Consider the following 14,415-nt stretch of genomic DNA (forward strand, 5'->3'; position numbering starts at 1 on the left):
TATTCCATGGCCAAGCGATTTGTGGATTTTAAGAAACTAAGAAACTTCCGTCTTCTTCGCAGGATTTTCTTCCTGCTTATTTTTCTCGGCATCGAAGAAGGGCTGAAATGGGCCGACAACCTGGGTTATATTACGATTCCAACCTACCTCGATAAGTCTTTTGAAGTCGTGCTGTGGACCCTCGGCTCACTTATTGTCGTTACCATTGTTTTACGCCTTACCGAAAATCGGGTATTCCGGTTCAACGACGATGAAGTTGACCTGGAGCAGCGGATTCTCTTTACCAAAATTTACTCCAACACTCTTTATCTGCTCGTAGCGGCCGTCGTATTCTGGAAAATGGGATTGGAGATTGAAAACATCACCATTTTCCTGGGCCTTATCACCACGGGCGTAGCCTTTGCCGTTCGGGACGTCATTAACTCCTATTTTGCGTGGTTTATTATTCTCACCAAACATCCCTTTCGCATAGGTGACTATGTGAAAATTGGGGATGAGGCAGGCACTGTAGAACGCATCGGCACTTTCTTCGTGACTTTACAAAACCCAGGCGCCACAGATTTTATCAAAGTGCCAAACAATACCCTGCTCAGCAAAGCCATCATCAACATGGGCAAAAACCGGGTAATGCACACGGTAAAATTCCCCGTCAAAATCATTCCTCCGGATATTCAGGCCAGGATGGATAAGTTGGATGAATTGGCAAAATCGATAGTGAGCGAGAAAGTATCCCCAAAGACTCAAATTCAGGCTGATGGCGGTACGATCTGCCTTTACATTGTTCTAACGCTGCCAGTAGGCCAGGTAACCAAGCGCACTGAATTCATTGTGAAGGCCAATGAAGTGCTGTCAGACATCATTGCTGAACCAAGAGCGCTTCTTTCATAAAAAACATACCCGTTAAAATTTGATTAGCATTAAAAGCAAGGCCATATTGGTAGGGTTCATTTTCAAATTATCACTATTTTTGACCATATTCAGCGATGCCAAGTGGCGGCTTAAATGAAATTTCTATTTAAAATACTATCTATTGCTTTGCTAAGCCTTCTCATAGCGACCGAGGCCCAGGTTGTCTTGTTGGTTTTGGCTAACGACAGCACCCCATTGGAAGACATCGAATTAACCGAGTTGGGTGAAACCGAAAGCGGTGGCGAAGAAAAGAACGACAACAGCGGTGAGGAAGTAGAAAAATTCTTTTCAGCGCATCAGCTGGTTTTCAACAACGCCCCGGTCAGTGTTCATGACCGCTATTTTGTATACAAGAGGTCATCGCAAAAGAACCTACATTTTGAGGTAATTTCCCCGCCTCCACAAGCCTTTTGTTAATGCACTCTTCGGTCTGTGCTTCTTTCCCGTTCAGCACCTGTAAGCATACTAAATATGCTTATATTAACAAACTGGAAAGAAGAAGGAACGCAAACGTTCAGATCATAGGGCTTCTGCGGCTACACTGCACGCCATCACAACAATTCCATTAATTTTAACTAACAAGAAACTGTGAAAGCACATACTAAAGAAACTCAAGCCACAATGACTCCTGCAAAGGCGCTGGAGTTTCTCAAGCAAGGAAACGAACGTTTCCAAAACAACCTTAAAGCCAACCGCAACCTGTTGGAGCAAGTCAACGATACGAGCGAGGGGCAGTGGCCTTTTGCCGTTATTCTTAGCTGCATAGACTCCAGGGTTTCAGCAGAGTTGGTGTTCGACCAGGGGTTGGGTGACATTTTCAGCGTGCGTATCGCTGGCAACTTCGTCAACGAAGACATACTGGGCAGCATGGAGTTTGCCTGCAAAATAGCCGGGTCTAAGCTCGTGGTTGTGTTGGGCCATAGCAAATGCGGCGCCATCAAAGGAGTATGCGACAATGTGACCATGGGCAACCTGACAGCCCTCATGAGCAAACTCAAGCCTGCGGTGGAGGCTGTGAAGGAGCCGAGCGAAAACAGGAATTCTGGCAACGCTGACTTCGTAGACAACGTCGCTCAAATGAATGTGAGAATGACGATAGGCAATATCAAAAGCAGAAGTACTATTCTCAACGACATGTTCAGCAAAGGAGAAATTGGGATCGTTGGCGGCATGTATGATGTTGAAACCGGTGTAGTCCGGTTTTTTGAAGATTAATTACACGATGTAATTAAAAAGGGAACCTGATCAGCCCGGGTCTGTATTTTCAGCAGCTGGGCTGGTTAGGTATTTTTTTGCAGATACTATCGCTTGCTGGAGACATAGTCGGCTACCGTGCCCACTGGTGCCAGCCAAATGCCGTTAGCTGGGTCAGCAGCGTATTTCATCAGCTCTTCCAGCATTGCGAGTCGGGTGGTTTGGTCACCTCCCTCGCCCATTTCATGGCCCGCCAGCACCAGCCATTGTCCCGACTTTTTTGCTTGTTCGATCAGCAGCAATATTTTATCGAAGTCTTTGCCGTCGCTCTCCACGCCTGTGAGCTGCGCAAAGTCAACGTAGGAAGGGTCATTGGCCGCTTCATCCATCCAGCCTCTGCTGTTGTCAAACAGCTTTGCTGCAATGGGCACATAACTTTGGGTGCCCTCTCCCCTGCCTACAAAAGTTTGCCCGCAAGGGTAAGCGAACACCTTGCAGTCGACGCCTAGCATCTCTTTGATTTGCTTGTTCGCTTCCACAAGCTCCTCCTCCATTTTCTCCAGCGTATACTCTTCCAGGGCTTTGGAGCGAGACCATACAAAATTGCCTGAACACGGATGATTAAGAGAATGATTGCCGATTTCATGCCCTGAGGCCACCGCCTTTTTCCAGCCGCTGAGCTGGCTCTTCACGGCTGCTGGCACCAGGTAGAAGGTGGCTTTCACGCCATACTTGTCGAGCAGGGCAGTGCCACCGTTCACCTGGCTGGCTCTGGCATCGTCGAAAGTGAGGCTGATGGCGGCTTGCTTGCCCTCGGGCCAAGGGAAGGGCTTTGTCGGCTGCTGACAAAATGTTTCAGGCGAGATCAGTGCAAATAGAAAAATCAGCAGATTAGTGGCTTGAATAGTGTCTCTTTTCATGGAAGGCGATTTACAGGGTGTCTTATTTATACCAAGTTATTCAATTACATCTGTTTCCCATGCAGCTGAGCACCAAAACTGCCAACAGACCTCGGAAAACGGCTCCCCCTGAACATTTTTTCAACCAATCCCCCTACCACGGTTTGCCTGCACTTAGTCACTCTAATGGCCCGTTGTGCCGAGGGCAAACGCATTTAAAACAAATTAGATAAATTATTTTCAAAGCTGTTTTTCTACCCCGGCCCTTAAGGGTGAAACAGCTTTGAAATTCTTCTTTCCCTTTAGGGTTACCGACGTGGAACGGGCCGACCTGGAAGGGTAAAAAAGAAGAATTTCAAAGTTAAATAGTTTTAAGTGCGTTTGCCCTCCCCCTGGGCCTGATTAAAATATTCAAAGTATAAAAATGCTTATCTTTGATCTTAGAAGTCGTCAAAGCAACCATTGGCCATCGGTTGAAAAAAAGTACATGCCTCACAAAAGCAAAGTGGACTTCCTTCAGGCCGCATAGTCAAAACAAGCACTCAATGCACTTCAATGGATAAACCTAACTAAAGTAATACCCTCTTATTCCAGTACTTTCAAATTCCAGCTATATTCAATGAAATTGTACATTAAATTCATGGTCAGCCTGCGTTGCAAACTGCTGGTGAAGGAAGAGCTTGAGAAGCTTGGCCTTCATTATGTGGTACTCGACCTCGGCATGGTGGATGTGCTGGAAGACATCACCGAGGAGCAGCGGGAAAAACTGAAACTGAACCTATTAAAATCGGGGCTGGAGTTGCTGGATGATAAAAAAAGCATTCTGATAGATAGGATAAAGAATGTGATCATCGAAATGATCCACTATACAGATGAACTCCCCAAAGTGAATTACTCCGACTATATCAGTGAGAAACTTGACTACGACTACACCTACCTTTCCAATATTTTTTCCGAAGTAAAAGGCATCACTATCCAGCAGTTCATCATTATACACAAGATTGAGCGGGTAAAGGAGCTGCTGCTGTACGATGAGCTCAACCTCACTGAGATCTCCTACAAGCTGCACTATAGCAGCGTGGCGCACCTCTCGAATCAGTTTAAGAAGGTAACAGGCCTCTCCCCCACCTTCTTCCGCCAATTGAAACAAAAGCGGAAGGGAAACCTTGAAAACCTGTGATAAATGTAATACTTACCACTAAGTCTGTAACACTTCCCGCCACCGCTTTTCTCAGTTTTGCACTGTTGCTGCGAATGTAAACCAAACAGCCGCAACCGGGAGCAGATAGCCCCGGCCTGCAAGATGCCCGACAGGCAAAAGCTCCTATGCTCATCTAAGAAATTAATAACCACAAGTACCATGAAAAAAAACATCAAAGTTTTCGCATTGATCGGTGTGCTCTTTTTAGCGCAATCGTGCGGAACAAAAACTGACAAAAGTAGCGAGGAAACGAAAGTAGAAGTAACTCCTACCGAAACAGTTAATCTGTCTTCCATTGAGCAAAGGAGAGCCTTTATCAAAAAGGATTCTGCCATGATCGCTGAAAAAAGAATGAAAGCGTGGAATGAAATGTATGCGAAAACGCCTACTTACACCAACCCCACGGGCACCGTTATCTATCGCAAGGCAGAAGTGAATCCGGTTTTCGTTGGAGGCGACAGGGCCATGAGAAAATTCCTGAGGGACAACATCGTGTATCCTGAGCAGGCAGAGAAGGATGAGCTGGAGGGAGCGGTATTTGTCGACTTTGTTGTGGGTGTTGATGGCACGGTAAGCAATATTGAAGTAACCGACGCTACCAGTGCTGATGTGGACCAGGCATTCAGGACCGAAGCAGTCCGGGTGGTTGGGTCTATGCCAAAATGGACACCAGGCCGCCAAAACGACAAGCCAGTGAACGTGAAGTACAGTATTCCGATCACTTTTCAAATCATTTAGGCTGATTACTAGGTGCATTCAAAAAAGGAGCGGTTTTCACCGCTCTTTTTTTATGTCCTTTTTTCGCTGCAGCGTCGCTTGCGACCAAAACCGGGATAAACTCTAGGGCGTGCCCCCCGCCAGCGATGTTCAGTTTGAAACTAACAGAAGTGGTTTGGCGGGGGTCGGGCTATCCGCTGCAAGTCCTCCCCGCCAGCTGGTTCCACCCGGGGCGGGTCCGGGCTTTCCGCTGCTATCCCTCACGCAGTTCCCACCTGCACTGCCCTGCTGCTTCATCAGGTTTACCATACATCAAACGACAAGCGCAAAACCTGCGTTCCGGTAGGAACGATAAACGGAAACGCAGAGCACGAGTCCCGTAGGGACGAAACAGCGGTAACCCCGCAACCCATACCAATGCCCTGTCAGTACCGTCGGTACGGCATATAAAATCCAGGCAGGTAAAAAGGCTTACAGAATATACAGCAGAGGAATCCTCCTACGCCAAATGCTTCGGCTGACAAATGAGGAACGCAGAGCAACAGTCCCGCAGGGACGAAACAGCGGTAACCCCGCAACCCATACCAATGCCCTGCCAGTGCCGTAGGTACGGCATATAAAATCCACGCAAGTAGGAAGGCTTACAAAATATACAGCAGAGGAATCCTCCTACGCCAAATGCTTCGGCTGACAAATGAGGAACGTAGAGCAACAGTCCCTTAGGGACGAAACAGCGGTAAACCCCTGAATACCTGCCAATGTTCGGCGAGTGCCGTAGGTACGGCATATAAAATCCAGGAAGTTAGGAAGACTTTAACTATACCTAAGGAACATCCCAATCTTCGGCTCCCCATCCAAGTAAAGTAGCAAATCATCCACCGTTGAAAAGTCCTTTGTAAATGAACTGTTAGTAGTGAACGCCAATATTTGCAAATAGAACCTCTGCCCATCATTCTCACCAGATTGCTGAGTGCTCTTGCGCTTTTGGACGGAGGGAACGTATCCGACTGAAACTCTAATTTCAATAGGAAGTGTTCTCATAAATTTACCAAGAGCAGAAAGCTTAGTCCAATACCAATCTTTGAGCCCGGGACCGCATACCGCAACCTGCGCCATTATTACTTCTGATGAAGGAATAGGTTCAAATTGCCTCGTTTGAGACTTCGAAGATGTGGTAAGATTTTCCATTCAACAATCTATGCTAACGGCTGCTAAATACCAGCGGAGGCAGGAAGAAAATTACCCAGGGTAAATCTCCGAAATCGGCATTATCAGCGACTCGTCATCTTCTGGAATAGGAAGCTTCTTTTTTGCGATCACGGTATCCACCTCAAAAGTTTCGAAGCCGGAGGAATCAAATGGGCCAAAGAACGAAATGATTTGATCCTCCGTCAATTGAGGATCGAGCCAATCGTAAACCAATTTTGGTGGTATTATAAGCGGGCTTCTTGGGTGTAGCACAGGCTTCATGATTGGAGCCGCTGCTGTTGTAATCAAAGAAAATCCGGGATAGTATTCCCCTGTTTCCTTGTCGGTTATCCAGTCATAGATGGCACCGAGGAAGAAGGCAGGGTATTCAACTTCAGCAGTTTTTTTGCGGATGATAAACTTCTTTTTTGGCTTACCACCAAGTGGCTGTTCAACAAAGAAATTCGCCGGAACAACACAACGTCGTTTAATAATTTGCTCACGGGCAAAAGGGTTAGTGAAGATTTCCCAGGGGCCGTCATAATTGGGGTCTTCGCTCTGGTTGTGAAACCCACCTTCGCTCCTAACATTAAACCGCCAGCTCAATTTCCCTTTGTACTCATGGTAATAGCCGAATTGGGCCTGAATCATTTCACCAGGATCCTCCTGAAGGATAGCCCAGCATCTCGACCCTGTAGGGTTGTGATAAGTTTTGGTAACGGGTGTTGAATCAAGGATTTCCTGGAGGTGTTTCATGTCCTCCCTGGCATCCGCCCAATCGTCACGAGTCATCCTTTCTGAAAAGTATCCCAACTGTCCACACATGATTGATAAGTTTTAAGTTGCGCCAATAGCCATTAAAAATATCAATTTCCGGCGAAAAGCCATTGACTTTATCAAAACCCATGGTTTCGACTATATTTTCAGCGACATGAACCGCCTGGAAGAAGGCGCCCGAAACCACAAAGCTGGCCTTGACCTGCTGGCCTACCTGAAAAAGGCCAGGGTGATATTGTGAAAGCGACGGAAAAGCAGAAAGTGCTACTGACGAACGATTCGAAGGAGTTGTTTGATGAGACTTTCTTCTATTTGATTTTCCTTACTCATTCATCTGCTTTCAATAAATCTTTAGGATCAACTTCAAGGATTTTTGCCATCTCAAAGAACACCTACGATTCTGGTAGCTGTCTGATTTGTGCTGAGCCGTCCACCCAGTTATAGCACGTCCCCGGTTTCCCGACCAACCAAGTTAGAATTTAAATTTTTTCTATTCAGGTTTCAATGCAAAAAGCATGTAAATATTCCAGTGTGAGGACATCTTTTAAGCTACGCTGAGTGACGACTGTGATAGAAGTGATGGAGGCAGTGGCAGATCGGCAGCCTAGCCTTGAAGCTCATTAAAGAGGTCGCTCTGTCCTGAAGCACAGAGCGACCTCTTTAATCAGGATTTCTTGCGTGAGGGATAGTAGTGGAAAGCCCGGAGGGTGAAGCACGAGGCACGAAGTGCTCACCTGAGGACTTGCAGCGAATAGCCCGACCCCGCCAATCGAGCAGGTTACTTTCAACCGGAATGCGGCTGGCGGGGGCACGCCCCAATACAAAATATTCCACATGCATGGCTTTTAGCTATTCCCCGGGGCTTTGGCTATGTCCACGACGTGGTTGCAGCCCAGCACGATTAAAGAGGTTACTCTCTGCACGAGTGATTAAAGAGGTTACTCTCTGCAGGAGCGCAGAGAGTAACCTCTTTAATGGCTCGGGCAAGTTGAACGACATGTCGGTTACTAACAGTCGATCTTCTCTCCTGCTCCTGGTGGTGCAATCAAAACCTGCGATATATGTAACTCTCTTTGGGCAGCGTGTAAGTAAAGCCGTGCCAAACTGTATCAATTTTGTATCATCAAAGCCTCGCCTGTTCGTCAGGTGCTCTCCTTTGCGGCTAATGAGTAAATACTCCCCGGCCCCGCTAGTAGCGGACATTTAAAAAACACAATCATGATATTGAAAAAAACATTTGCCGCCATAGCTATGGCCACCGTGGTGATGATAGCAGGGTGTAACAAAGACAAGGACAACGATCCTACACCTTTAATTCCTCAGGCAGTTAGTTCTGCGCCTGCCAATGACGCTACCGACGTGGAGACGAGCGCTACCGTGAGCATTTCATTTAATAAGAACATGGACGCTGCTACCATCAGCAGCACCACTTTTACCTTGCTGGCCGGCACTGAGGCCGTGGCAGGTGCGGTTACTTATGCCGACTCAACGGCCACCTTCACTCCCACCAATGAGCTTGCTGCCAGCACGCTGTTTACAGCTACGCTCACAACGGGTGCGAAAGACGTGGATGGTCTGTCGCTGGAGGAAGATTACACTTTCAGCTTTACTACAGGCCTGGCGCCTGACAGAACTGCGCCAACTGTGACAGCGATAACCCCTCAGAATGACGGGGTGAATGTGTCGCTCAGTCAGGCCATTACGGTAACGTTCAGCGAGGAAATGGACGCTGCTACCATCAACACCACTTCGGTGCTGCTTGCCAGCGGCACAACGGCCGTAACAGGCGCAGTGACCTACACAGGCATGGTGGCCACCTTCACGCCTGCTGCCAGCTTGCAGGCAGGCCTTGTTTACACGGCCACGGTAACAGTGGCAGTATCTGACCTAAAAGGCAATGCCATGGCAGCCGCCAGGGTGTGGTCGTTCACAACCGACGTGCTCCCCACTGCCACGGCCACTTCGCCGCTTAACAACGCCACCGGTGTTGCCCGCAACAAGGTGCTCTCTATCACTTTCAGCGAAGCGATGGATGCGTCAACAGTAAATAGCACCAACTTTGTGCTGAAGCAGGGAACTGCGGCTGTAGCCGGCTCGGTGAACTATTCAGGCACTGTGGCTACCTTTACGCCCACAAGTTTATTGACAGCTGGCACGGTTTACACTGCCACTGTAACCACCGGCGTGAAAGACCTGGGTGGAAATGCCCTGGCTGTTCCTCAGGTGTGGAGCTTTACCACGGGCACTGTTGCCGGACTGGCAGTGGTGAACCTGGGCATGTCGGGTGATTACGTGATCCTGGCCAAAACAGCCATCAACAACATCCCCAACTCGGCGATTACCGGTGACTTAGGCCTGAGCCCTGCAGCCACTTCTTTTATCACTGGTTTCGCTCTGACCAACGCCACAGGTTACGCTACGTCTCCCCAGGTAACAGGCAAGGTGTATGCAGCCGACATGGCTTCGCCTACATCGACCAACCTGACTACAGCGGTAGAAAACATGATCACTGCCTACAACGATGCGGCAGGCAGGCCTACGCCTGACTTTTCGGAGCTGGGCACGGGCAATATCGGTGGACAAACCCTGGCGGCCGGTCTGTACAAATGGACAAGCACGGTGACCATCCCATCTGACCTGGTCATTTCGGGCACTGCCGATGATGTGTGGATTTTCCAGATCAGCGGCGACCTGACCATGAGCTCAGCAGTGAATATGACCTTGAGCGGTGGAGCGCAGGCCAAAAACATTTTCTGGCAAGTGGCTGGTGAGGTAACCATTGGTACTACCTCTCACTTTGAAGGTGTGATACTGTCGATGACGGGCATTACCATGCAAACTGGTGCTTCCATGAATGGCATAGCGCTGGCACAAACTGCGGTAATTCTCGATCAGAATACCGTGGTGAAGCCACAATAATCTCTTTAAACGGCGACGACAATCGCTGGATGTACTGCAAAGAAGGGCATGGTGCTATCACCTTGCCCTTTTTTGTTTTTTCGTTCTCCGCTTTCATGCCAGCTATTACTCAGCTAATTAAGGCCCTGGCCGGCATTCCTTGTATATGTGATATATGTAAGACTCCTCAGGCAAAGTGTAATACAAAGCCCCGGCAATCGACCCACCTTTGCATCATCGAAGGTTCGCCTGCATGTCAGATGCGACCTTTGCGGCTTTTGAGTAAACACTCCGAAGCCCCGCCAGCAGCGGAAAGTTAAAAAAAACACATATGATTTTGAAGAAAACATTTGCCTCCGTAGCCCTGGCAGCGGCAGTTTTGTTTGTAGGCTGTAATAAGGACGACGACAACGTAGATCCAAGTATCCCTACAGTAGTATCGGTTTCTCCCGCCAATGATGACACAGACATTGAGCGTAATGCAGTAATTGAATTCGAATTCAGCGAAGAAATGGATCCTGCCACAGTGAACACGACCACCTTTCAACTGAAGCAGGGAAGCACGCTTGTGCCTGGCGCAGTGGCCTATGAGGGCACCACCGCTACGTTTACTCCTACCAATAGTTTAGCTGCGGGTACTGTTTACACAGCTATCATTAGCAAGGACGTGAAAGACCTCGCAGGTCATGGCATTGCCGAAGCGAAGGAATGGTCATTTACCACTGGCGGCAGCACTGCTACCATTGCACCGGTGAACCTGGGTACCTCAGCCAACTATGTGGTGCTGGCGAAGACGGCGATTAACAATAGCCCCACTTCAGCCATTACTGGTGACCTGGGCATAAGCCCTGCGGCCGAATCGTACATCACAGGACTGGCGTTGACAGATGATACCGGATTTGCCACTTCGGCTCAGGTAACAGGAAGGGTGTTTGCCGCAGACATGGTGTCGCCTACGTCAAGTAACCTGACCACTGCTATTGACAACATGAACACGGCTTACAACGATGCGGCCGGGCGTCCTTCTCCCGACTTCTTTGAGCTAAGCACGGGAAACATCGGAGGAAAAACACTCTCTCCAGGAGTATACAAGTGGACAAGCACAGTAACTGTGCCCGCAAGTATCACTATTAACGGCGGTGCCAACGATATCTGGATCTTCCAGATTGCGGAGAACTTAACTGTGAGCTCGGCTGTGAATGTGACCCTGAGCGGCGGCGCACAAGCCAAAAATATATTCTGGCAGGTGGCTGGCGAAGTAACCATAGGAACAACCGCCCATTTTGAGGGCGTGATTCTATCCAAAACTGGTATCACCCTGGGCACCGGAGCTTCATTGAAAGGACGGGCACTGGCACAAACGGCAGTCATTCTTGATGCCAATGTGGTGGTTCAGCCTCAATAAGATAATATAGTTAGGTTGAGTTTTTTAAATGGAAAGGGCGGGGTGTTTTCACTCCTGCCCTTTTCCGTTTTAAGGCATTTGTAGTCGCTTTCCGAGCCTTACATTTCTCTGGAAAGCTCTTGTAAACTATTTAAAACCAGTGATTTATATAAGATCCACATGAAAGACTGTAAGACTTTGCTGCTCGAAATACCGCTGCTTTGTAGTGGGGCATTGCTCACCTGAAATGCTGTTCGCAGGCAGGTCAGCATTTCTTATCGCCCCGGTTCAACCAGCGAAACAGTGCTTAAAACAAATAATTATGAAAACAAAAAGTCTATTGGCAGCCTTTGCTCTTGTATCGGCTGTTTTTGCTGTCGGTTGCCAGCAGGAAGACCCACTTCCAGCCAATGCCGGGGAATTCTTCCTTGAGACGGCAAGCCACAAGCAATCCGTGTCTTCGTTGGGCTCAGTTCCTCTGGGAAGTGCAGCCGATTTCGCTGTGCTGGCAGGCACCACCGTTACTAACGATGGGGAATCAGTGATCACAGGAAATCTGGGCGTAAGCCCGGGTACAGCCATTACAGGCTTCCTGCAGGCGCCTTTGAACAACATCTCGGGTCCTGGAACGGTAACTGCCGGTCTTGGAACGGTAAGCGGAATTATCTACGCTGGCGGGCCTGTGGCAGCACAAGCGCACAATGATGCAGTAATCGCCTACAATTACCTGACGGCACTGGTGCCTGGTACAGTTTACTCCGGGGTTACGCAGCTCGATGGCATCACCTTTACTCCCGGTGTTTACAATTTCGCTCCTTCTGCCAACCTACAGGTGAACGGCACCATGTACCTCGATTTTCAGGGCAACAGCAATGCGGAATTTGTCTTTCAAACAGGCACAACACTTGTGACGATGGCGGGATCAAATATTATCGCCATCAACAACGAAAATGCTGATTGCAATGGTTCCAACGTGTTTTGGGCTGTGGGCTCATCAGCTACGGTTGATGGAGAACAGTTTATCGGAACGGTGATAGCTAATACCACCATCACGATGACCTACGGTTCAACAGTATCAGGCAGCATGCTGGCCTTGAACGGCGCCGTAACGATGATCACCAACAACATTAGCGCTTGTAATGGCGCCGGCGGTACCACCGATCCTCCAAAAGTGTGTAGAGATTTTGTCACCGGTGGTGGCTGGATACAGGGGGAAAGTGGAAGCAAGGGTCATCATAACGGCCGCAAGGGTCAAAACAATGAGAAAGCCACCTTCGGCGTATCCGGGGGACTTCTAAACGGCAAATATTGGGGTAATCTTTCTTTCGACGACCACAGCAATGGTGGTGTGAAAGTGAAAAGTACTAGTGTAACATCTTACATCGCCATTGACGCAGTAACCCGTCAGATTGAGGGAATTGCCAAACTTGATGGTGCTGGCACAGTGTCTTACAAGGTGATCCTTGTGGACAATGGTGAGCCGGGCCGCAACGACAACTTTAGCCTTGAGCTATCTAATGGCTACTCAATCTCTGGAACACTCACAGGGGGAAACATCAAGCTCCACCGCAAATGTGATGACGGACGTGGACGGGGTGGCAGAGGTCACGACCGTGAGGACTATGATGACAAGGACGAAAGAGAGGGGCATAAGAACTGTGGTTCCGGTTCGAAACGTGGTTGATAAACAACGCATAGCTGAACGCCGTTACAAAACGGCGCAACAAGTATAAAATTCCATAATGCGATTAGGTTAAGTATTCTTCAAAAAAGGCAATAACAATATTGCCTTTTTTTTTGTACCTGTCTGTTCCCAAAAATAAGATCTACGGACGGCCAATCGGGAATACGCTGCTTCCTCCCGCAGCTTTAGCCACTCTGCAGGCTCGTCAAAGAGTCAAAAGTGTGATTTATGTAAAGATCTTCCCTTGCGATGTAACTATTCGCCCGATGCCAATGCCGAACTTTATTGAAAGAAATGCAACCTTAAGGCCTTAATAATGAGGCCGTAAAAACAACCAAGATGAAAAAAATAAGATTGACCCTGACCACATTATTGCTATTGTTCATCCTTTTTCCGGGAAGTGTATCGGCATCAAATGTAATTGCACCAGCACCCACAGCCGCTGAAACCGCCGAAGCCAATGCGCTGCTCGCCAGACTAAGCGAAATCGATGCGCTTGACAAGGCCGGTATGAGTTCTTCGGAAAAGAAAGAGCTGAGAAAAGAAGTGAAAGCTACCAAATCGAGGCTTAGAGCCATAGGCGGAGGAGTTTACGTTTCGGTTGGAGCGCTTATCATCATACTTTTGCTGCTAATTATTCTCTTATAAACACCTGCTTCAGTTTATATCTCAAAAAAGAGTCGCTATGAAAAAAGCAGGTTTAGTATTACTGGCGATAGGTGTGCTGATCACCATTTTCAACGGAGTCAACTTTGTGACCAGGGAGAAAGTGGTGGACATTGGCAGCCTCGAAATTAGTGCCGACAAGAACCATTCCGTCAATTGGTCTCCCTACCTGGGGGTGGTGCTTATCGTGTTGGGTGGAGGTGCGTATTTGTTGGCTGGCAAAAAGAGCTGACATCGGCAGGGGGATATCCCCGGGCCTAAAGAGGATCAATTTGCCTTAGCACAGTTCATTAGTTACCGATTTGAAATCGTTTTACCTGGTTAGTTGATTTTACTCCAAAAGCCTGTTAGTTACCAGGGGAATGGCCTTCCCGAAGGAGCCCCTGGATTGCACAAATACTCACCCGGCTTGTATGAGCAAGGTCTTTCAAGACACATAATTCCCGAAAGCTTTTCAGCTTTCGGGAAGCTCGTATGCCTGCTCTCAATGCCCAACCCATTCCCATAACAGGCTGAATGAATGGCCACTCAAAGAATCGCTCCCTACTTGGCTAAGGCTCAAATCGGGGAAGTGTGAAATCTATAACACTTGACACACATTGTGTAACACTCAGGGGAAGCCAATAGCGCACTTTTGTACAGCAATAGTTAAACAAACTAGTCATGAACAAAACATCAATCACAGGCAACTGGAATGAAACCAAAGGCAAGCTGAAGCAGCAATTCGCCATACTCACCGATCAGGACTTACTACTGGTGGAAGGCAAGCAAGACGAGCTAATAGGCCACTTGCAGGTGAAGCTGGGCAAATCAAAAGATGAGCTGCAAAAGCTGATTGCGGGCCTGTAAACGGATATTGAAGCCCAACCACCGTCAAGTAAGTCAACAGGTGGTGTAC

At 48.3% G+C, this 14,415-nt stretch carries 13 protein-coding genes; 11 read left to right on the plus strand and 2 right to left on the minus strand.

The genetic code is table 11. The features are described from left to right. Positions 1 to 6 precede the first annotated feature (6 nt). From RT717_RS13880 to RT717_RS13890, 3 genes are all read left to right on the plus strand, one after another. Entirely contained in the window at positions 7 to 888 is an 882-nt protein-coding gene (locus RT717_RS13880; RefSeq protein WP_317492335.1) for a mechanosensitive ion channel domain-containing protein, read from the plus strand. Between the two features lie 114 nt (positions 889 to 1,002). Next, positions 1,003 to 1,326 carry a hypothetical protein gene (locus RT717_RS13885; RefSeq protein WP_317492336.1) on the plus strand — a complete coding sequence of 108 codons (324 nt, stop codon included), beginning with the start codon at positions 1,003 to 1,005 and terminating at the stop codon, positions 1,324 to 1,326. 171 nt (positions 1,327 to 1,497) lie between these two features. Then, positions 1,498 to 2,124 (plus strand): carbonic anhydrase family protein, encoded by a 627-nt coding sequence (locus RT717_RS13890; protein ID WP_317492337.1) that lies wholly within the window; start codon positions 1,498 to 1,500, stop codon positions 2,122 to 2,124. Positions 2,125 to 2,210: 86 nt separating this feature from the next. On the opposite strand, the gene RT717_RS13895 is transcribed toward RT717_RS13890, so the two are convergent. Next, entirely contained in the window at positions 2,211 to 3,023 is an 813-nt protein-coding gene (locus RT717_RS13895; protein WP_317492338.1) for a polysaccharide deacetylase family protein, read from the minus strand. Positions 3,024 to 3,621: 598 nt separating this feature from the next. On the opposite strand from RT717_RS13895, the gene RT717_RS13900 reads away from it, so the two are divergent. Then, a complete protein-coding gene (locus RT717_RS13900; protein ID WP_317492339.1) occupies positions 3,622 to 4,182 on the plus strand; it encodes a helix-turn-helix domain-containing protein in 561 nt (186 codons plus the stop codon). 180 nt (positions 4,183 to 4,362) lie between these two features. Next, positions 4,363 to 4,941: a TonB family protein gene (locus RT717_RS13905; protein ID WP_317492340.1), complete on the plus strand. Its 579-nt coding sequence runs from the start codon at positions 4,363 to 4,365 to the stop codon at positions 4,939 to 4,941. 1,218 nt (positions 4,942 to 6,159) lie between these two features. Here the strand turns inward: RT717_RS13905 and RT717_RS13910 are convergent. Beyond that, on the minus strand, positions 6,160 to 6,933 hold the full coding sequence (locus RT717_RS13910; RefSeq protein WP_317492341.1) for an SOS response-associated peptidase family protein: 774 nt from the start codon (positions 6,931 to 6,933) through the stop codon (positions 6,160 to 6,162). Between the two features lie 1,170 nt (positions 6,934 to 8,103). On the opposite strand from RT717_RS13910, the gene RT717_RS13915 reads away from it, so the two are divergent. The 6 genes from RT717_RS13915 to RT717_RS13940 all read left to right on the plus strand — a co-directional run bounded on the left by RT717_RS13915 (position 8,104) and on the right by RT717_RS13940 (position 14,366). Continuing rightward, positions 8,104 to 9,804 (plus strand): ice-binding family protein, encoded by a 1,701-nt coding sequence (locus RT717_RS13915; protein ID WP_317486988.1) that lies wholly within the window; start codon positions 8,104 to 8,106, stop codon positions 9,802 to 9,804. Between the two features lie 310 nt (positions 9,805 to 10,114). Next, entirely contained in the window at positions 10,115 to 11,188 is a 1,074-nt protein-coding gene (locus tag RT717_RS13920) for an ice-binding family protein (protein WP_317486989.1), read from the plus strand. A gap of 301 nt (positions 11,189 to 11,489) precedes the next feature. Continuing rightward, on the plus strand, positions 11,490 to 12,851 hold the full coding sequence (locus RT717_RS13925) for an ice-binding family protein (RefSeq protein ID WP_317486990.1): 1,362 nt from the start codon (positions 11,490 to 11,492) through the stop codon (positions 12,849 to 12,851). A 339-nt stretch (positions 12,852 to 13,190) separates the two neighbouring features. Beyond that, positions 13,191 to 13,499: a hypothetical protein gene (locus tag RT717_RS13930; RefSeq protein ID WP_317486991.1), complete on the plus strand. Its 309-nt coding sequence runs from the start codon at positions 13,191 to 13,193 to the stop codon at positions 13,497 to 13,499. 37 nt (positions 13,500 to 13,536) lie between these two features. Continuing rightward, on the plus strand, positions 13,537 to 13,749 hold the full coding sequence (locus RT717_RS13935) for a hypothetical protein (protein ID WP_317486992.1): 213 nt from the start codon (positions 13,537 to 13,539) through the stop codon (positions 13,747 to 13,749). Between the two features lie 431 nt (positions 13,750 to 14,180). Continuing rightward, positions 14,181 to 14,366 (plus strand): CsbD family protein, encoded by a 186-nt coding sequence (locus RT717_RS13940; RefSeq protein ID WP_317486993.1) that lies wholly within the window; start codon positions 14,181 to 14,183, stop codon positions 14,364 to 14,366. Positions 14,367 to 14,415 lie beyond the last annotated feature (49 nt).

The sequence above is a fragment of the Imperialibacter roseus genome, from assembly GCF_032999765.1.
Classification (GTDB): Bacteria; Bacteroidota; Bacteroidia; order Cytophagales; family Cyclobacteriaceae; genus Imperialibacter; species Imperialibacter roseus.

Bases quoted from the DNA above. Each gene is read 5' to 3' on its own strand.
- RT717_RS13880 (WP_317492335.1), top strand. From the start codon at position 7: ATGGCCAAGCGATTTGTGGATTTTAAGAAACTAAGAAACTTCCGTCTT.
- RT717_RS13885 (WP_317492336.1), top strand. From the start codon at position 1,003: ATGAAATTTCTATTTAAAATACTATCTATTGCTTTGCTAAGCCTTCTC.
- RT717_RS13895 (WP_317492338.1), bottom strand. From the start codon at position 3,023: ATGAAAAGAGACACTATTCAAGCCACTAATCTGCTGATTTTTCTATTT.
- RT717_RS13900 (WP_317492339.1), top strand. From the start codon at position 3,622: ATGAAATTGTACATTAAATTCATGGTCAGCCTGCGTTGCAAACTGCTG.
- RT717_RS13905 (WP_317492340.1), top strand. From the start codon at position 4,363: ATGAAAAAAAACATCAAAGTTTTCGCATTGATCGGTGTGCTCTTTTTA.
- RT717_RS13910 (WP_317492341.1), bottom strand. From the start codon at position 6,933: ATGTGTGGACAGTTGGGATACTTTTCAGAAAGGATGACTCGTGACGAT.
- RT717_RS13915 (WP_317486988.1), top strand. From the start codon at position 8,104: ATGATATTGAAAAAAACATTTGCCGCCATAGCTATGGCCACCGTGGTG.
- RT717_RS13920 (WP_317486989.1), top strand. From the start codon at position 10,115: ATGATTTTGAAGAAAACATTTGCCTCCGTAGCCCTGGCAGCGGCAGTT.
- RT717_RS13925 (WP_317486990.1), top strand. From the start codon at position 11,490: ATGAAAACAAAAAGTCTATTGGCAGCCTTTGCTCTTGTATCGGCTGTT.
- RT717_RS13930 (WP_317486991.1), top strand. From the start codon at position 13,191: ATGAAAAAAATAAGATTGACCCTGACCACATTATTGCTATTGTTCATC.
- RT717_RS13935 (WP_317486992.1), top strand. From the start codon at position 13,537: ATGAAAAAAGCAGGTTTAGTATTACTGGCGATAGGTGTGCTGATCACC.
- RT717_RS13940 (WP_317486993.1), top strand. From the start codon at position 14,181: ATGAACAAAACATCAATCACAGGCAACTGGAATGAAACCAAAGGCAAG.